This window comes from Lichenihabitans psoromatis, assembly GCF_004323635.1.
Lineage (GTDB): Bacteria > Pseudomonadota > Alphaproteobacteria > Rhizobiales > Beijerinckiaceae > Lichenihabitans > Lichenihabitans psoromatis.
The window spans coordinates 4,385,610-4,403,785 of the sequence record NZ_CP036515.1 but is presented as its reverse complement, the minus strand read 5'-3'; the positions used below and the strand labels follow the sequence as shown (position 1 = coordinate 4,403,785).

13 protein-coding genes are annotated in these 18,176 nt (G+C 63.1%); 2 read left to right on the top strand and 11 right to left on the bottom strand.

Annotated elements, in window-relative coordinates:
* Positions 1–220 precede the first annotated feature (220 nt).
* The gene (locus EY713_RS20580; RefSeq protein ID WP_131118717.1) at positions 221–844 is read right to left on the bottom strand and encodes a 2-hydroxychromene-2-carboxylate isomerase; all 624 of its coding nucleotides are present in this window, start codon (positions 842–844) and stop codon (positions 221–223) included.
* A 56-nt stretch (positions 845–900) separates the two neighbouring features.
* Between EY713_RS20580 and EY713_RS20575 the strand changes: the two genes are divergently transcribed.
* On the top strand, positions 901–1,314 hold the full coding sequence (locus EY713_RS20575) for a PACE efflux transporter (protein ID WP_165491208.1): 414 nt from the start codon (positions 901–903) through the stop codon (positions 1,312–1,314).
* Between the two features lie 13 nt (positions 1,315–1,327).
* Here EY713_RS20575 and EY713_RS20570 read toward each other — a convergent pair whose 3' ends face one another.
* The 5 genes from EY713_RS20570 to EY713_RS20550 form a co-directional block, all read right to left on the bottom strand.
* Positions 1,328–3,529 (bottom strand): FAD-dependent oxidoreductase, encoded by a 2,202-nt coding sequence (locus tag EY713_RS20570; protein ID WP_131118713.1) that lies wholly within the window; start codon positions 3,527–3,529, stop codon positions 1,328–1,330.
* 4 nt (positions 3,530–3,533) lie between these two features.
* Positions 3,534–4,742 (bottom strand): acetyl-CoA C-acetyltransferase, encoded by a 1,209-nt coding sequence (locus EY713_RS20565; RefSeq protein ID WP_131118711.1) that lies wholly within the window; start codon positions 4,740–4,742, stop codon positions 3,534–3,536.
* A 17-nt stretch (positions 4,743–4,759) separates the two neighbouring features.
* Entirely contained in the window at positions 4,760–5,155 is a 396-nt protein-coding gene (locus EY713_RS20560; RefSeq protein ID WP_210215289.1) for a GFA family protein, read from the bottom strand.
* Between the two features lie 105 nt (positions 5,156–5,260).
* The gene (locus tag EY713_RS20555) at positions 5,261–7,054 is read right to left on the bottom strand and encodes an acyl-CoA dehydrogenase C-terminal domain-containing protein (RefSeq protein ID WP_131118707.1); all 1,794 of its coding nucleotides are present in this window, start codon (positions 7,052–7,054) and stop codon (positions 5,261–5,263) included.
* Between the two features lie 272 nt (positions 7,055–7,326).
* Complete coding sequence (locus EY713_RS20550; protein WP_131118705.1) at positions 7,327–7,749, bottom strand: MerR family transcriptional regulator; 423 nt, start codon at positions 7,747–7,749, stop codon at positions 7,327–7,329.
* Between the two features lie 212 nt (positions 7,750–7,961).
* Here EY713_RS20550 and EY713_RS20545 point away from each other — a divergent pair, with 212 nt between their 5' ends.
* A complete protein-coding gene (locus tag EY713_RS20545) occupies positions 7,962–11,324 on the top strand; it encodes an SEL1-like repeat protein (protein WP_165491207.1) in 3,363 nt (1,120 codons plus the stop codon).
* 90 nt (positions 11,325–11,414) lie between these two features.
* On the opposite strand, the gene ftsH is transcribed toward EY713_RS20545, so the two are convergent.
* From ftsH to EY713_RS20520, 5 genes are all read right to left on the bottom strand, one after another.
* Positions 11,415–13,337: an ATP-dependent zinc metalloprotease FtsH gene (gene ftsH / locus EY713_RS20540; protein ID WP_131118701.1), complete on the bottom strand. Its 1,923-nt coding sequence runs from the start codon at positions 13,335–13,337 to the stop codon at positions 11,415–11,417.
* Positions 13,338–13,544: 207 nt separating this feature from the next.
* On the bottom strand, positions 13,545–14,642 hold the full coding sequence (gene tilS, locus EY713_RS20535) for a tRNA lysidine(34) synthetase TilS (protein WP_131118699.1): 1,098 nt from the start codon (positions 14,640–14,642) through the stop codon (positions 13,545–13,547).
* A complete protein-coding gene (gene ybgF, locus EY713_RS20530) occupies positions 14,635–15,756 on the bottom strand; it encodes a tol-pal system protein YbgF (RefSeq protein ID WP_131118696.1) in 1,122 nt (373 codons plus the stop codon). Before ybgF ends, tilS begins: the two co-directional genes overlap by 8 nt.
* Before the next feature lie 169 nt (positions 15,757–15,925).
* Entirely contained in the window at positions 15,926–16,444 is a 519-nt protein-coding gene (pal, locus tag EY713_RS20525; protein WP_131118694.1) for a peptidoglycan-associated lipoprotein Pal, read from the bottom strand.
* A gap of 229 nt (positions 16,445–16,673) precedes the next feature.
* Positions 16,674–17,906 carry an SAM-dependent methyltransferase gene (locus EY713_RS20520; RefSeq protein WP_131118692.1) on the bottom strand — a complete coding sequence of 411 codons (1,233 nt, stop codon included), beginning with the start codon at positions 17,904–17,906 and terminating at the stop codon, positions 16,674–16,676.
* Positions 17,907–18,176 lie beyond the last annotated feature (270 nt).

Genomic DNA, 18,176 nt, shown 5'->3' with positions numbered 1-18,176 from the left:
TGTGCGGCACGCGTCTGACCGGCCGAAGCTTCAAACGCCGTGGCTGCTCGGGAAAGTCTTTTTGCGCGATCCGCTGCGTCGAAGCTTTCGAAATACGTCAGGGACTGCCGACCGGACGCATCGACGAGACGCGCCCCGGCTGGTCGGCCTATCCAGCCGTTGCAAACTCCGCTGCCGCCCGGATCTGCTGATCGGCACGACGCGTCCCGATCGACCCCCGTCAGGGGCGGATCGGTGCCCGTCCGCTCGTCAGGGCCTCGTCTAAACTCTCGAGCCGGTCCTGACCCCAAAAGGGTTCGCCATCGAGCATATAGGTCGGCGAGCCGAAAACCCCGACCGCGAGAGCCTCGTTGCCATTGGCGCGATACTGCTCGCCACTGGCGGCCGATCCGGCTTGCGCCAAAACCACTGCCGCATCGTGCCCGCAGTCAACCAGAAGACCGGCGATGACCTTATGGTCGGCGAGGTCTCGATCCTCTTGCCACAAGGCCACGAAGGCACGCGACACGAAGGGCTCCGGTTCATGTCCGAGCGCCACGAGCGCCACCACGGCACGGTCCGCATGGGTGATATCGATCGGCCAGAACGCCGGCTTGATGTTGAACGACAGCCCGAGTCGGGCCTTCCAGCGCTGCAACTCGATAGAGCGATAGGCTTGCCGGTTTGGATGTCGCTGAGCCAACGGGAGACCACCCGATGCTGGAAAGACCTCGCCGAGCGACATGGGGCGATAGGCGAGAGCCGCATCGTGCCGACGCGCCAGATCGAGCAGCCGCGCGTGGCCAAGAAACGCCCATGGGCTATGCAGCGTGAAAAAATACTCGATCGTTCGCCGTTTCGACATGGCCGGTTCTCGATTGCGCGTTGCAAATGGTGTCTGGACGCGGTCATAGACCACGCATGAGATCCATCAAGGAACGTATCGTCCATACCCTGCTGTTCGAGATCGGCGCCATCGCGAGCGTCTCGCCGGCGATCGCCTGGATGACCGGCCGATCCATGGCCGAGGCGAGTGCCGTCAGTCTCGCCTTGTCGGTCGTCGCCACCATCTGCAACTATTGTTGGACGATCTTCTTCGACCGAATGTTTCCGACCCGCCAGCGGAACTTCCTGACCCGCGCCGCGCAGGCGATCGGGCTCGAATTCATCATCACGCTGTTTGCGGTCCCGCTGTTCTATTTTTTTGCTGGCGCGACGCTGCTGCAGGCCTTCATCCTCGATTTCGGCAGCATCGGATTCTTCATCGTTTACGCCATGGCCTATAATTGGGTGTTCGACCGCGTCATGCTGAGGATCGAGGCATCCTCAGCCTGACACGGTCGTCGTCTCAAGCCGCCTTGGCGTTGAACCGGCCGTAGAAGGTTTCGTGGTCCTTCGCCATGTCGAGCAGCAAGCCCGGCGGATCGAAGCGGGGGCCATGCGCTTTGGCGAGCTTGTCGCAGAGCAGCACGAATTGCGACACGCCCATGCCATCGATGTAGGACAGCGTTCCGCCGGTAAACGGCGCGAAACCAAAGCCGACGATGGAGCCGACATCCGCTTCGCGCGGATCTGTCACGATGCCCTCCTCCATGGCCCGTGCCGCCTCAATGGCCTGCGCCACCAGGAACCGCTGCTTCAACTCAGTCACGTCGATGGCGTCGGGATCGAGACGGGTCGGGCGCAAGGCTTGGAGGCCAGGCCAAAGCGTCTTCGGGCCTTTCTCGGGATAATCGTAGAACCCCTTGCGGTTCTTGCGGCCGAGCCGTCCCTCGGTCACCACCAAGGTGTCGAGAAGATCCATCTGGGCTTGGTCGACTGCGGAGTTCCCAAGGTCCTGCCGCGCCGCCACCAGCACCTTGCGGCAGAGGTCGATCGCAACCTCGTCGGTCAGTGACAGCGGCCCGACCGGCATGCCGGCCTGCTTGGCCGCATTCTCGATAATGGCGGGCGGCAGGCCCTCGAGCAGCATCTTGTGGCCTTCCAGCAGGTAGGCGAAGACGCAGCGGTTGGCGTAGAAACCGCGCGCATCGTTGACCAGGATCGGCGTCTTCTTCAGGAGGCGCACGAAGTCGAAGGCTGCCGCGATAGCCCGGTCGCCCGTCTTCGCTCCTTTGATGACCTCGACCAGCAGCATCTTCTCGACCGGCGAGAAGAAGTGGACCCCGATGACATTTTCGGGCCGGAGCGCGACCTCCGCCAAGGATGTGATCGGCAGCGTCGAGGTATTGGACGCGAAGATCACGTCGGGCCCAAGGACCGCCTGCGCTTTGCGCGTCGCCTCGGCTTTGACGGCTCTGTCCTCGAACACGGCCTCGATCACGAGATCGCAACCCACGAGAGACTCATAATCGGCGCTGGTCGTGATACGGGCCAGCAAAGCGTCCCGATCCGCCGTTTTGGCCCGCCCTTTGCCGATCTGATCGGTCACCAGTTTGTGGGAATGCGCCTTGCCCGTGTCGGCGGCCTCCTGGCTCTGGTCGATCAACACGACCTCGAGCCCTGCATTGGCCGACACATAAGCGATACCGGCCCCCATGAAGCCGGCGCCGATGACCCCAATCTTCTTGATGGATGTGAGCGGCACGTCCTTCGGGCGGCGCGCCCCTTTGTTGAGCTCGCCCATGGACAGAAACAGCGAGCGGATCATCACGGCCGCCTCGCGAGAGCGCAGGATCTTGGCAAACTGCCGGCTTTCGATCCGCAGGCCGATGTCGATCGGCATCTGCAGGCCTTCATAGACGCTTTGCAGGATGGCCTTGGCGGCCGGATAGTTGTCCTGCGTCTCGCGACGGTAGATCGCGTTGGCGGGCGGCCACGTCATCATGCCAACGGGCGAATAGACCTTGCCGGACGGCGGCTTGAAGCCCTTCTCGTCCCAGGGTGCGACGCCTTTGCCACCGGCCGCGATCCAGGCTTTGGCAGTATCGACGAGATCCGCGAGGGGTGATAGCACGTGGACGAGACCCATGCTTTTTGCAGCCTGCGGGCGGATCTGCTCGCCGCGAAACAGCATCTGCAGCGCGTCGCCGGTCTGCATCAGGCGCGGCACACGCTGGGTACCGCCGGCCCCAGGGAAGAGGCCGACCTTGATCTCCGGCAAGCCGACCCGCGCCTTGTCGGTCTCGGCCAGGACGCGATAGTGACAGGCCAAAGCTAGCTCGAACGCGCCACCTAGGCAGAGGCCGTTGATGGCGGCCACCCAGGGTTTGCCGCAGGTCTCGAGCTTACGGAACAGCACGGATAAGCGCCGCGAGCCATCGAAGAAAGCCTGCATCGCGGCCTCCGGGTCGCCGGCCTTGGCGTTCTCGTCATACTGCCGCCCGAGCGCTTGCAGCATGGTGAGATCGGCACCACCCGAGAAGCTTTCCTTGCCGGAGGTGACGACGCATCCTTTGATGTGTTCGCTCGAGGCCACCTGATCGATGACGCTATCGAGTTCGTCCATCACGCGTTCGGTGATGACGTTCATGGATCGGCCGGGCATGTCCCAGGTCAGCAGCGCGATGCCGGCGTCGTCGACGTCAAATCGAAAATCGTGCAGCGTCATGATCTTAAACCCGTTCGATGATCGTTGCGGTCCCCATGCCGGCCCCGATGCACAGCGTGATGAGCGCGGTGCTCTTCCCGGTGCGTTCGAGTTCGTCGAGCACGGTACCGAGCAGCATGGCGCCGGTCGCGCCGAGCGGATGACCGAGCGCGATGGCGCCCCCGTTGACGTTGATCTTGTCGAGCGACAGGTCGAACGCCTGCTGATAGCGCAGCACCACCGCCGCAAAAGCCTCGTTGACCTCGAAGAGGTCGATGTCGTCCACCGTCATGCCGGCGCGGGCCAGCACCTTTTTGGTCACATCGATCGGCCCGGTCAGCATCAACGCCGGGTCCGAGCCGATATTGGCGAAAGCGCGGACGCGGGCGCGCGGCCGGAGGCCAGCTTTCTCGCCCGCGTCGGCCGATCCGATCAGCACGACCGCCGCGCCGTCCACGATGCCCGATGAATTGCCCGCGTGGTGGACGTGGTTGACGGCCTCGATTTCCGGATGAGCCTGGATCGCGACGGCATCGAACCCGCCCTGGTCCCCCATCATGGCAAAGGAGGGTTTCAGCGCCGCCAGGGACTGCATGTCGGTCTGCGGCCGCATGTGTTCGTCGGTCGCCAGCAGCGTCAATCCGTTAATGTCGCGCACCGGCACGACGGCCCCGCCAAAGCGCCCTTCGGTCCAAGACCGCGCGGCGCGCTTCTGGCTTTCGACCGCGAAGGCATCGACATCGTCGCGCGATAGCCCGTATTTGGTCGCGATCAAATCAGCCGAGACGCCTTGCGGCATAAAATAGCTTTTGATCGCAATCTGCGGATCGACCGGCCATGCGCCGCCCGATGCCCCGATGCCGACGCGGCTCATCGACTCGACGCCTCCGCCCACGACCATGTCGTGCTGCCCGGCCATAATTTGGGCCGCACCGAAATTCACGGCATCGAGCCCTGACGCGCAGAAGCGGTTGATCTGCACGCCGGGAACATGCGCGCCATAATCGGCCGTCAACGCCGCCGCGCGGGCGATGTCGCCGCCTGCCTCGCCGACGGGATCGACGCAACCGAGGATCACATCGTCGACCAGGGCCGTGTTCAGCGCGTTGCGCGTTTTCAGCGCATCGAGCACCGCAGTTGCGAGGCCGAGCGTCGAGACCTCGTGCAGCGCACCATCCGGCTTGCCGCGCCCGCGCGGCGTTCGCACATGATCGTAGATAAAGGCGTCAGGCATGAGAAATCCTTGGACGATCAGGTGTCGTGATCGGGGTGCTGGTGGTTGATGACGGGCTCATGGGCGGTTCCGGCCAGCCACGCTGACGTTGCTTCGATCGGTAAGGTTCCGATCGTCTCACTCCAGGGCAGGACCGCCTCGAGCCCGAGTCGTGAGGTGGGGGCGATCAGGGTCGGATCGTCGAACGATCCAATCGTCAGCTCGATCGTTGCAGCCGACTGACGATAGGCAAGCGGCGTCCCGCAGGCTCGGCAAAAGCCGCGTGAGGCGATACTCGAACTTGCAAACCAGGTTGGCTCGCCGCGGGTCCACATCACCTGGGTTGTCGGAATTGAGACGAAGGCCATGAACGGGGCTCCGCCAGCCTGTTGGCACATGCGGCAGTGGCAGACTTTGGCGGATTCGACCGGCATCGAAGCCCGATAGCGGACGGAACCGCACTGGCATCCCCCTGATGCGTGTCCCGTCTCCCTGTGGTCGACATCCGGCGTCATTCCCGCGCCTCCCGATGGCGCAGTTTAGAACGCCTCGGCCGGCATTGCCATCACGGCATCGGCTCCGGCTGTGATCCGCGCCAAACGAGTGCCGGTCTCGGGAAGCATCCGTTCCATGAAAAACCGGCCGACCGCAAGTTTGCTCGCCCAGCGGGCCGGGTCGCCACGCCCCTCGGCTTTTGCAACCAAAGCGGCCTTACACATGAGCAGCCACATATGCCCGAGTGCCACGAGGCCGAACAAATGCATGTAGTCGGTCGATCCAGCACCCGCATTGTCGGGCTTGGCCATGGCGTTCTGCATGAACCATAGGGTGGCCTGTTGCAGCCGATCGAGACCCTGCTTCATGGCCTTCACGTCAAACGTTAACTCCGCATCATCCTTAACGCTTTCAAGCGTCTGCGCGACCTCGCTCATGAACGACATGAAAGCACGGCCTCCATCCTTCGGCAGCTTGCGACCGACAAGATCGAGGGCCTGGATTCCGTTTGCGCCCTCGTAGATCATCGCGATACGCGCATCGCGCACGAACTGCTCCATGCCCCATTCGGCCACATAGCCGTGGCCGCCGAGCACCTGTTGGGCCAGCACGCAATTGTCGAAGCCAAGGTCGGTGAACACGCCCTTGAGGATCGGCGTCATCAGACCGAGCCGATCCTCGGCCCGTTGCGCCAGGGCCTTATCGCCCCCCTGATGGGCGAGATCGACCTCGATCGCGGTCGACATGAGGAGCGCGCGGGCCGCCTCGTTAAAGGCGCGGATCGTCAACAGCATGCGGCGGACGTCGGGATGCACGATGATCGGGTCGGCCACTTTGTCTTCAGCCTTGCGGCCGGAGATCGAGCGTCCCTGCAGCCGCTCCTTCGCATAGGCTGCGGCGTTTTGGTAGGCGACCTCGGATTGAGCGAGTCCCTGGTTGGCGACGCCGAGCCGGGCCTCGTTCATCATCACGAACATGGCGTTGAGGCCCTTGTTGGGTTCCCCGACCAGCCAGCCCGTCGCTCCATCGTAGTTCATCACGCAGGTGGCGTTCCCGTGAATGCCCATCTTACGTTCGATGGAGCCGCAGGAGACCTTATTGCGCGCGCCGAGTGACCCATCCGGGTTCACTATCATCTTGGGAACGATGAAGAGCGAGATGCCTTTCGTGCCCGCCGGCGCGCCCTCGATTCGCGCCAAGACGAGATGGATGATGTTGGGCGTCAGATCGTGCTCGCCCGCCGATATGAAGATCTTTTGACCCGTAATGGCATAGGCCCCATCCGGCTGTGGAACCGCTTTGGTGCGGAGGAGCCCGAGATCGGTCCCGCATTGCGGTTCGGTCAAGTTCATCGTGCCGAGCCACTCGCCGGCGATCAGCTTCGGGACATAGGTCTGCTTCTGCTTGTCGCTTCCATGAGCCAGGAGCGCCGAAAACGCGCTTTTTGTCAGGCCTGGATACATCGTAAACGCCATATTGGCGGAGGTGCAGAACTCGTTGATGATGGCGCCGATCGCCTGGGGCAAGCCTTGGCCGCCATAGGCCGGATCACCTGAAATTCCGACCCAGCCGCCTTCGGCATAAAGCTTATAGGCCTCCCGAAACCCGTGCGGGGTCGTGACCGACGCATCGGCGTTGCGGACACAGCCATCCCGGTCGCCACTCTGGTTCAGCGGAAGCAACACGCCTTCGCTGAGCTTCGCGCCTTCGGTCAGGATCGCCTCGACAACGTCGGGCGTGGCGTCGGAAAAGCCTGGCAGATTGTTGTGGCGTTCAATCCGAAACACGTCGTTCAGCAAAAACATGACTTCGTCGATCGGGGCTTTATAGGTCGGCATCACTCATCCGTTCGGCAGGCCACTGCGGTCGAGAGTATCACGGTCAAAGCTTGCCAAACCATGCGGCTCGGCCAGCTCTCTCCAATGTGGAGCGTGCTCTCGTGTCGGCCAGCCAAGATGCGTGTGGTTTGTGGTCGCGACATGGTGGCGGTGGGGCCAGAGCGCGAGACCGCGGTCAAACAGCGACGCTCGCTCGCAACCAGGGATGGAGCGGGCGATAGGCAACGCACTCGCTTATTTGACCGAGTGCTGAGGCCGTAGCGATTTTGGGTCTAGGGCCGGCCGTCGATGTCGGCCTGCGCGTCGCGCAGAACCGATATGGCGCCATCGATCTCATTGCGTTGGCGTTCAAGGTGAGCAATCTGCGCTACGATCTGCTCGCTTTTGAGATGTAGCCTATTGGTCTCGGTACGGGGCTCCGCGCCGGCCAACATGTCACGGATTTCGGTGAGCGTGAAACCAAGCTGCTTGGCTTGCAGGATCATGTCGAGGCGAGCCTTATCGCTGTTGGCGTAAAGTCGCGTCATACCGTCTCGGCGTGGCACAAGCAGGCCACGATCCTCATAGAAACGGAGCGTCCGCAGGCTGACGTCGAAGGCACGCGCCATCTCTCCGATACTGATCCGCTCGATTTTGACGTCCTCTGAACGGGGTCGTGCCGGACTGGGTCGCTGCGGCGATTTCGCAAGGCTCATCACTGGGTTCCGTGAGATGGGGCGACGCTTGCGACGCCTCGATTTCCCGAAATCTAACGTTAGGTCAGACTAATTACAACCCATAGTTGTTATCGGTGGGAATGGGTTGTGTCCTGTTCAGCATCGGAGGTTGTCTTAACCTCCTGTTTACCCTGCTGAACGAAACTCGGGGACGGCAGGGTAGCGTTCACAAACCACCAACGATTTGCGTTGTGAACGACTGCGATGCGACTGACCGGAACTGGGCCGATGGCCTGATTGGCGCGACGATGAACAAGGCGGTTCCTTGGAGCAGCGGTGACAGCAACCTCGATATTCGCGAGGCGGCTCGCCGTGCGGCCAAGCGAGAGGGACTGTCGGTCGGTGAATGGCTCGATGCCATCATCGCAGAGCGCGCCGAGATGTTGGGTGTCGATGTTGCAAAGCTCGATGCCGAAGAGCGGGTCTATGCCGTCACTGAACGATTGGCCCGCCTGAGCGGGGAGACACGTGGCGCCTCCGAGACCCGCGACTCATCCGAACCAAGCCGATCGTCCTTGCCGCCGTCTTCACCTCGAGCTTCCGAAAGACAAAAAATGACGTCGGGCACGCGTATGCGAGACTGGTTCGGAGCAAATGGCGGCGCGACGGCTCCAGCCAAGCCCAGCCCGACGAAGACTGCAGCACCCACGCGCGGTCGATCGATGCCTGAGACCGCCCGACCCTTCGGCCCGCTGAACGGACGCCTCGGATCGACCCTCGACGCCTCCGCGCCGACACGCGCGCCCATCGTGGCCCCTCGACCGATCGACGTTCAGGCGGTCGCGACACAGGCGGCTTCGGACGACGGGTCTTCGGCTGCTGCGGAACAGTCGGGCGCCGAGGAGTTGCGGCGGGTCGAGGCAAAACTCACCGCACTTTTCCGGGCTCTCGATCGCAAACAGGACCCGTCGGGCACCGATGTCGTAATGCCGCCAAGCCGCCCGGCAGCGACGCGAGCTGCCGCCGCCGTCGAGACGGCAAAGATGGCCGATTCGACGCCAGCGCCGATCCTCTCGGATGCGCCGCCGTTTCGAACCTTGGCGCAGGCGATCGCCGAAATCTCCGAGCGGCAAATCATGTTGGACCGGCAGGCGGCCGTGACCGCAGATGAGCCGACAGCCCCCCCGGTCAGCCCGCAGCGCGCTGAGGAGCAAGCGGATCGCAAGATCGACGCGCAACCTCACGTCACGCTCTCGACGAGACAGGACCAGTCCAGCGACAGACGCGCCAAGCTCATGCCGACCCAGAAATTGGCGGCGTCTCGCCTCCGGGCTGAGCCTTCCGGCTCCGGGGCTCAATCTCCTGGCTCGTCAACCGAAGGGTCGACGCTCGACCTCATCGAACGCCGGCTCGAGGCACTCGCGGCCAAGATCGACATGGCGATTGCCGGTCAGGTGAAGCCAAGCGTCATCGAAACCCTCTCGAAGCGGCTCGATCATGTTCAGGGATCGCTGGACGATCGGCTGCTGTCCCGCACCGCCCTGCCGCCGCTCGATCAACCGGCGATGGAGCAGATGATCGAAGGGTTAATCGGCCGGATCGAGACCTTGCGTCAGCCTGTGCCAGATGTCGCGGCGCTGGAGGGCATGCTACAGCAACTCGCGCAGAAGCTCGATGATGCTCGCGAGCCACAGGCCGATGCCCAGGTGTTCGGCGACCTCCAGGCGCAGGTCGGAAAATTAGCCGAGCGGATCGATAAGAGCGACGCGGGATTGACCGCGATCGTGTCGGTCGAACGCTCGCTCGGCGAGTTGTTTTCGCAACTCGAAGAAACGCGCGAGGCGGCCATCAACGCTGCCGAGGGCGCGGCCCGGACTGCCGCCCGCGATACACTGCGCGCCGCCATGCTGGATTCCGCCCTGCCGTTTGGCAAAGGCCATGCGAACGCCGAAGCAGCCGTCGAGCAGGTGTCGCAGGAACTCTCCGACTTCCGCGCAACGCGCGAGACCTCGGATCAGCGCCTGCATGCGATGCTGGCGACCCTGAATGAAACGCTCGAAAAAGTTGTCGACCGCCTGGCTCTTCCAGGGGTTGCGGAGACTTCCGTCTCGGCCGCATCTCAGGTCGGCAAAGCCGGGCAGGGCGCCACGACGGATGATGCCTCTCGCGTGCCGCCTCCGGGCGTGCGTCAGGCAGGAGAGCGTCCACGCGCCGCTCTGGCGTCGCTCGATGCCGATGTTCCGATCGAACCCGGATCGGTTGGCAATCCCCGGATGTTATCGCGTCCGGCGGAGGCCTCGACCGACGCGGCGCGAGCCCCCGACGTCAAGGCCGATCCATCACAATTTATCGCCGCTGCTCGCCGTGCCGCTCTCGCGGCCGCGCAGGATACGGCAGCATGCGCCGCGACGGCCGCGACCCGTCGGGGCGATCATCAAGCTCAGCGTCTCGGCTCGTCGACGTCCCTGATGGATCGGGTGAAGGACTTCTCGGCAAAGCATCGGCGGCCCATGCTGCTTAGCCTTGCCGGCTTGGTGCTTTTGCTTGGCGCGATCCAAGTCGCGCGCCTGAGCGCCGTGCCGGCCGATGGCGCATCGACGGTCGGGTCTGCAACGGCAGCGAACGTGGCTGAACCGCAACCGTCGTCGACGGGCGCGATACCCGCGGTGAAGCGCGAGGCGCTTGCCGGCGCGGCCGGTGATGCCGCAGTCGGAGGGCCCGCCGCGACTGTGGCGCTGGTGCCGCCTGCGCCTGCCGTAGCGGACCAACCTAAAACCGCCGTTGTCGCTCCGGCCAAGTCGCTTCCAACTCTTGCCATGGGCCGTCCGCCCCTCTCCGGCCCCCAGCCCAGCCCGACAGCTTCGGGCTTGCGCGACCTTGCGAGCAGCGGCAATGCGGCGGCGCAATTCGAACTCGGCTTACGTTTGGCCGATGGACGAGGTCTGCCGCGCGATCCGAAACAAGCGGCCGAGTGGCTCGAAAAGGCGGCGACTCAGGGGCTCGCCCCGGCGGCCTATCGGCTCGGCTCGCTCTACGAAAAGGGGCTCGGCGTGCCGCGCGACCCGGCCATTTCGTCACGCTGGTATCAGCAGGCGGCCGAGCAGGGGAACATCCGAGCAATGCATAATCTGGCGGTCATGTCGGCTGAAGGCGCCGGCGGCAAGCCGGATTATCCGAAGGCGGCGACGTGGTTCGGCAAGGCCAGTCAGATGGGCGTGCGCGACAGTCAATTCAACCTTGCAATTCTTTACGCGCGAGGGCTCGGCATCGAACAAAGCTTGGCGCAATCCTATACGTGGTTCGCGATCGCTGCCGCACAGGGTGACGACGACGCGGCCCGCAAGCGGGACGATGTCGCAGCCAAGCTCGATGCCAAGACGCTCGCGGCCGCTAAGGCGGCTGCGGAGAATTTTCGACCGACGCCGCCGATCGCCGCCGCCAATGAGGTGCCGCCACCGGCTGCCGGATGGGATGCGGTCCAGCCGCAAGGACCGGTGCCGACGACCTCGAATGTGCCCGCAGCACATGCTCCGGCCCCGAACGCATCGGGTTCGACGCAGCCAGGCGCGAGCAGCCGGAGCGGCACTCTCGCCCCACGGATCAGTCGCCTCTAGCATTCGAGCCGGAGGTTACCTCCTCGCCGGCTCGGGTTCATCAAAGCAAAAAAAACCCGGCGTGAGCCGGGTTTTCGTCGCTGACTAAAATCAAGCCTGAGGTTGCGGCTCGAGGCCGGTTTCAGGACCCGACTTCGGACGTCCCTTGCCGATGTTCGGCACCGGCGAGGCACGCGGCGGGGTCGGGTCGTCACCGGTTTCGCGCACCGGCAAGCGACCTTTCAGCAGGCCGATGATCTCGTCACCCGACAAGGTCTCATATTCGAGCAGACCTCTCGCGAGCGATTCGAGATCCCCCTTGCGACGGGTCAAAATCTCGGTTGCTTCGGCCAAGCCATTCTCGACGAGCCGCCGCACTTCCGAGTCGATCTTCTGGGATGTCGATTCGGAAATATTGTTCTGCTTGCCCATCGAATAACCGAGGAACACCTCTTCCTGGTTTTCGCCGTACATGACCGTGCCGAGTTCGTCGGAGAACCCCCAGCGCGTAACCATCGCGCGCGCCAGTTTGGTGGCCTGCTCAATGTCCGACTGAGCGCCGGACGTGACCTTGTCCTTGCCGAAGATCAATTCCTCAGCGACGCGTCCGCCCATCAACACGGCGAGGCGCGAGGTCATCTGCTCGAAGCTCATCGACAGCTTATCGCGCTCCGGCAATTGCATGACCATGCCGAGTGCACGGCCACGCGGAATGATCGTCGCCTTGTGAACGGGATCGGTCGCCGACACGCTGAGAGCCACGATCGCATGACCACCTTCGTGATAGGCCGTCAGCATCTTTTCCTGCTCGGTCATGACTAAGGTGCGGCGCTCGGCGCCCATCATGATCTTGTCCTTCGCGTCCTCGAACTCCGACATCGTGACGATTCGCTTGCTGCGGCGAGCCGCCATCAAAGCTGCTTCGTTGACGAGGTTCATCAAGTCGGCGCCGGAGAAGCCGGGTGTCCCACGCGCGACGGTCTTGAGATCGACGTCCGGCGACAGCGGCACCTTCCGAACATGCACCTTCAAGATACGCTCGCGGCCGACCACATCGGGATTCGGGACCACGATCTGGCGATCGAAGCGGCCTGGGCGCAGCAACGCAGGGTCGAGAACATCCGGACGGTTCGTCGCCGCGATCAGGATGATGCCTTCATTAGCCTCGAAGCCGTCCATTTCGACCAGCAACTGGTTGAGGGTCTGCTCCCGCTCGTCATTGCCGCCGCCAAGACCGGCGCCGCGATGGCGACCGACCGCATCGATTTCGTCGATGAAGATGATGCAAGGCGCATTCTTCTTCGCCTGCTCGAACATGTCGCGCACGCGGCTCGCGCCGACACCGACAAACATTTCGACGAAGTCTGAACCCGAGATGGTGAAGAACGGAACGCTGGCCTCGCCGGCGATGGCACGAGCCAGCAGCGTCTTACCAGTGCCGGGCGGTCCGACCAGAAGGACGCCACGCGGGATACGGCCGCCGAGTCGCTGGAACTTCTGCGGGTCGCGCAGGAATTCGACGATCTCCTGGAGGTCGTCCTTGGCCTCATCGACGCCAGCCACGTCCTCAAACGTGACACGACCATGGGCCTCGGTCAGTAGTTTGGCCTTCGACTTACCAAACCCCATGGCTTTGCCGCCCGCCCCCTGCATTTGCCGGGACATGAAGATCCAAATTCCGATGAAGGCGAGCAGAGGCAGCCCATTGACCAAAAGCGTCACCAGCCAAGAATTACCGTCCGACGGCGGCTTCGCGGTGATCTGCACATTCTTCTTGTAGAGATTTTGCACCAAGCTCGGATCGTTCGGTGCATAGGTCGAGAAAGCACGATTGTCATTGAAATGACCCGTGATCTCGGCGCCCGCGATCGTAACCTCACGCACGCGACCGCTATCGACCTCGCTCAGCAACTGGCTGAAGGTAATGTCTTGCGTCTGCGAGCGCTGGCCTGGATTTTGGAACAACAGCACCAAAGCGACCACAAGCAGGAATATGATCACCCAAAGGGCGAAGTTCCGGAAGTTCGGATTCATCTCGGACCCGTGAAAAGCGTTGACCCCTTCAAGGGGAGATAGTCGTGTCGCGTAGGCCTGACCCTAGAACCGGATAGTCTGGTGGACCATTCCGGCGAGATCATGCTTCGATTTGGTGTTTCGCGCGGTTTTAGATGTTCGAGGCACAATCGGCGCCTCGAGACCGCAGTCGGCATCGTGTCTAGTGCAATGTAGGCGTCGACGCGCTCATTGCCAAGGGAACGGCCTGGCTTCTGCGGCGAATGGTTCCGTTTGCGTTGAATCGGGATCGACTGGCCTGTGCCGCGCGGCGCGTCCGCGACGTCGCGGCGCCTCCACCTCGATTGTAAGTCGTCCGCTCTTCGCAAGCGTCAACGTCGCTCCGCCGAGGCTCCGACGGAGCGTTGATCCGGCGCGGAACGCCAGTCGGATCTCTGCCGCGAGATGTTCGAGCCGGTCGAGCCGTAGCATGGATGAGCCGCCGACCGTGGTCGCGGCTTCCCCGAGAACCCGGATCGTGAACTCTTCGGGTTCGCGATCGAGCAGGCCCATGTCAAAGCGCAGCAGTCCGGGCGCGGCCGGCAATTCGGCCAGTAAGCGAAGCCGCTCGGCGGCCTGACGCAAGGCCGTCTCGGCCCGCGCAGCGCGTTCCGCCAAGAGGCCGAACCGACTGGCGTCGAGACCCTCGGCGGCGAGCGCCGGGAGCATCTGTCGCATGCGCGTGCGTGCGAAGCGGGGATCCTCATTTGAGGGATCGCGACGATAATCCCATCCGTTGATCGCGCAGGCAGCAACCAGGCGGGCCTTCGGCACACGGAGGAGAGGGCGCAGATGCGAGACCCCGTCTCGAAACGAATGGCCGCTCATGCCCGCGAGGCCCGAGACGCCGGTGCCCCGCGTCATGCGAAACAACAAGGTTTCGGCCTGATCGTCGAGCGTATGTGCGGTTAGGAGCGATGTCGCGCCCGTCTCGCGACAGAAGCTGGTGAGCAAGCGATAGCGGGCTTCTCTTGCCTTTCCCTGGACGGCCTGTGTCGGCTTCGGTCCGGTCCAGGTTAGGATCTGCGCCGCAAGGCCGATGCGCTGCGCCTGCGCAACCACGAAATCGGCATCGTCACGCGAGGCGGCCCGCAAGCCGTGGTCAACTGTCGCGACCGTGAGGGGACGATCCAGTGTCGCCATAAGGTGCATGAGCGCGATCGAATCAGGACCGCCGGACACTGCCACGACCACAGGCGCGATCGAGGGACCCAGAAGCGAAGGGAGCGAAGCGGAAAGATCGTCCGCCGTGTAGGGCAGGGTTGCCGCGACGCTCGTCTCAGCCATCGGTGCGGCAGCGCGACCGCTTCAATTCGCGATCGACTCCCGCCCGGACCTCTGCGGAAGCCGTCGGATATTTGCGGGTGACTTCTAGATATGTCGCGCAGGCCTGATCCTTGGCACCGAGAGCGTTCAGCGACATGCCGAGGCGCAGCAGAGCGTCAGGCGCACGCGCCGACTTGCCATAATCGGTCGAGAGCTTCAAAAATTGTTCTGCGGCTTCCCGATGACGACCCAGTCGCGAGTAGCTTTCGCCCGCGAGATAGACTGCATCGGGCACCAGCCTGTCCTTCGGGTATTTGGTGACGAACCCCTGAAATCCCGTGGCGGCACCGTCAAATTGACCTTGCTTATAGAGCCCGAGATCGTTGTCGAACTCTTCGCGTGTCCCGCCTGGCGTCAGGCTGGCCACAGCATTCGGGTCGGGCAAAGCGCGTGCGGCGGGGGGCGCCGCGATGATCGAGGGCGTGTCGTTGCGAGGCGTGTCGCTCGCGGTCTGCTCCGTCCCACTGCCGGGGCGCTGCATCAGGTCGAGCGGCGGGCGGGGATCGGCGGATGCACGCGCCGAAATCGGTGCGCTCGGCTGCGTGGTGCCGAGGGGCTTCGGAGCACCCGGCGCGGTTGGGTTGGCGTCCGGGTCGAAGACGTCGCCGGTCGCGCGCGCCGCACGCGGGGCGGGCGTCGCTCCGTTGGACGAGGCTGCAGGCGCGTCAAGGGCAGCGACGACGGGCGTGGTCGCGCCCAACTCTGTCGCGTCGCCCCGTTTCTGCGGCAGCGGCCGAACGGCTGCACCGGCCGGCGCGCCGCCGGTCCGCTGTAGGTCCTGGAAGCGGAAATCGACGTCGCCCTGCATCTTCCGCATGTCATCGGCGAGCTTCTTATTCTGATATTGAAGCTGTTCGATTTGGCCGGTCAGGGTTCGAATCTGGTTTTCGAGCCGTCCCAGTCGAACCACCAGGGCCCCCTGGTCGCCATTCTCATCCGGAGCCGCAACGTCGTCCTGTGCTTGAGCCAGGAGGATCGTCTCGGCCGCATGGACCGGCCAGCGCGCGCCGCCTGCCACCAGGACCGTGAGGCCGGTGACCATCGCCAGCATCGGGCGGAACTTGAAAGTTTTCATAACGGCGGACCCATCGACATGACGACGCCACACAACACGGCACTTCGGCTTTTCGATGAATTGTGGCGGAGGATCAAGCCGCAATGAACGTGCGTCGGAGAAGCCGAACCAACATGGGCCTCACGAGAAGCCCGCGGTCGGTGTGTATCCGACCGCGGGCGTTTGGCTATTAGGATTGACCGCCTGTCTTCAGCACCGTCACGGCGCGGCGGTTCTGCGACCAGCATGAAATGTCGTTACAGACCGCCACGGGACGCTCTTTGCCGTAGCTGATCGTCTTAATTCGGGCTGCGGCAATGCCGCGCGACGCAAGATAGTCCTTTGCGGCTTCGGCACGGCGAGCGCCGAGTGCGAAATTATATTCGCGTGTGCCGCGTTCGTCGGCATGACCCTCGACCGTGAAGGCATAGCGCGGATATTGGGCGAGCCAGCGCGCCTGCTTGTCGAGCGTGGCGGTCGCGGTCGGGGTGAGATCCGTCTGATCGGTCTCAAAGAAGATGCGGTCGCCGACGTTGACGGCGAAATCCTGTGCGCTGCCCGGCACGGCCGCACCACCGGCGCCGCCAGCTCCACCAAAACCGCCGAGCGCGGCCTCATCGGCATTGTTTTTGGCGCAGGCCGTGACGGCGAGGCCGGCCATCAGCACAATCGCCAGTTTAAAGTTACGGCTCGAAAAGATCTGGGGCATGGAGACTCCTGTTGCGGTCGCCCGACGTTGCAATCAAGTAGCCACGCCTTGGTTAAGCGAAGGTTTTTATCAACCTTGATGGAAGGTAAGAGACCGGGGTACGTGTCCTTACGACCAGCCTTGGTTAAGAAGCCCTTGATGGCCGCAATGCGGCATCAACCCTCAACAAGAGAGACACACCACAGGAGTTGCGCTCCTGTGGTCTAAAAGCAACAACCGGCGCGCGAGATCACTCCGCCGCTTGCACCAGGGGGAGAGGCGCACGGTCTGCGGTGTCGACCATGTAGTCGCGCGTCAATGGCACGGCGTCGACGCTGTTCGACAATTGCGCCTGAAACACCATGAAGCCGCCGTGCCGAAACGACATTTCGCTGGCCGCCAGATAAAACTCCCACATCCGGCAGAATCGCTCGTCGTAAAGGCTGCCGAGCTCTCCCTTGCGCTGCAGAAACCGCTCGCGCCAATGTTTCAGCGTCTCGGCATAATGCAGGCGTAGCACTTCGAGGTCGGTGAGCCAGAGGCCGCTCGTCTCGAGTGGCGGGATCACCTCCGAGAGAGATGGGATGTAGCCCCCTGGGAAGATGTATTTATTGATCCAGGCATTCGGCTTGGCGATGCCGTGGTTGCGGCCGATCGAATGAATGAGCGCAACACCATTCGGCGCAAGCAATCGGGAGACGGTGTTGAAGTATGTCTTATATTGCGGGGTGCCGACATGCTCGAACATACCGACCGACACGATCCGATCGAACGTGCCCTCGAGTGTGCGATAGTCCCGCAATTCGAAGGTGACCCGGTCCTGCAATCCGAGGGCCTCCACTCTTTGCCGGGCGACCTTCAATTGCTCCGTCGAGAGCGTCACGCCCAGGACGTGAACATTCTCCTGTTGCGCGATGCTGATCGCCATCCCGCCCCAGCCGCAGCCGATATCGAGCACGCGCTGTCCCGGCTTCAGCAGCAGTTTGGCAATGATATGCCGCTTTTTGGCCGTCTGCGCGTCGTCCAACGTGACGGTTGGATCGGCGAAGTAAGCACAGGAATATTGGAGATCCTGATCTAGGAACAACCGGTAGAGATCGGTCGAGAGATCGTAATGGTGGGCGACGTTGCGACGCGAACGACGCTGATTGTTGTATTGCTGAACGGCCGCCAAAGCTTTGTAGCCCGCGCGTCGGATTATACCTGGATAATGCTGTGGCAGGCCGGCGAGATTGGTGCCGGCGAGATCGAGCAGATCGTAAATACTGCCCTGCTCCATGATGAGATCGCCGTCCATATAGGCCTCGCCGAGGAAGCGATCCGGATCGGCGGCGATCTTGAGGGGAGTGAGATGTCCCCTAAGGCGAACCACGACTGGATCGTGGCCCGGTTGGCCGTCGCCGAAGGTATATTGCTTTCCACCGTCGAGAATGACCGTCAACCGGCCCTGGCGGAAGATCGAATTCAGCTTTGATTTGAGCATGTTGGGATTGCCGCTCTTTCGGTCCTGTCATCTCCGTGCTGCTCGGGTGGACGACGTCGACCCGGCACGTACACAAAGGTCATGACGAGAATTCAAACCCAAACGGACAAAATGTCCAAAGCATTTTCGCCTTTGTGGCAATTTTTTGAAACGTTTCTGCTCCGTGGTCGTGCTCTCGGGCTGGAGCGTCATGGCGCATGACGTGACCGCGACTGTGCCGTCTCGCAGCGTAGCGACAATAAAAAAGTGCCGGTCGAGGCATCGACCGGC

What these genes read in the sequence shown, in the direction of transcription:
- EY713_RS20575 (WP_165491208.1), top strand. Translation starts at nt 901, where the DNA reads ATGAGATCCATCAAGGAACGTATCGTCCATACCCTGCTGTTCGAGATC.
- ftsH (WP_131118701.1), bottom strand. Translation starts at nt 13,337, where the DNA reads ATGAATCCGAACTTCCGGAACTTCGCCCTTTGGGTGATCATATTCCTG.
- EY713_RS20555 (WP_131118707.1), bottom strand. Translation starts at nt 7,054, where the DNA reads ATGCCGACCTATAAAGCCCCGATCGACGAAGTCATGTTTTTGCTGAAC.
- EY713_RS20580 (WP_131118717.1), bottom strand. Translation starts at nt 844, where the DNA reads ATGTCGAAACGGCGAACGATCGAGTATTTTTTCACGCTGCATAGCCCA.
- EY713_RS20520 (WP_131118692.1), bottom strand. Translation starts at nt 17,906, where the DNA reads ATGCTCAAATCAAAGCTGAATTCGATCTTCCGCCAGGGCCGGTTGACG.
- ybgF (WP_131118696.1), bottom strand. Translation starts at nt 15,756, where the DNA reads ATGAAAACTTTCAAGTTCCGCCCGATGCTGGCGATGGTCACCGGCCTC.
- EY713_RS20570 (WP_131118713.1), bottom strand. Translation starts at nt 3,529, where the DNA reads ATGACGCTGCACGATTTTCGATTTGACGTCGACGACGCCGGCATCGCG.
- EY713_RS20565 (WP_131118711.1), bottom strand. Translation starts at nt 4,742, where the DNA reads ATGCCTGACGCCTTTATCTACGATCATGTGCGAACGCCGCGCGGGCGC.
- EY713_RS20550 (WP_131118705.1), bottom strand. Translation starts at nt 7,749, where the DNA reads ATGAGCCTTGCGAAATCGCCGCAGCGACCCAGTCCGGCACGACCCCGT.
- pal (WP_131118694.1), bottom strand. Translation starts at nt 16,444, where the DNA reads ATGCCCCAGATCTTTTCGAGCCGTAACTTTAAACTGGCGATTGTGCTG.
- tilS (WP_131118699.1), bottom strand. Translation starts at nt 14,642, where the DNA reads ATGGCTGAGACGAGCGTCGCGGCAACCCTGCCCTACACGGCGGACGAT.
- EY713_RS20560 (WP_210215289.1), bottom strand. Translation starts at nt 5,155, where the DNA reads ATGCCGGTCGAATCCGCCAAAGTCTGCCACTGCCGCATGTGCCAACAG.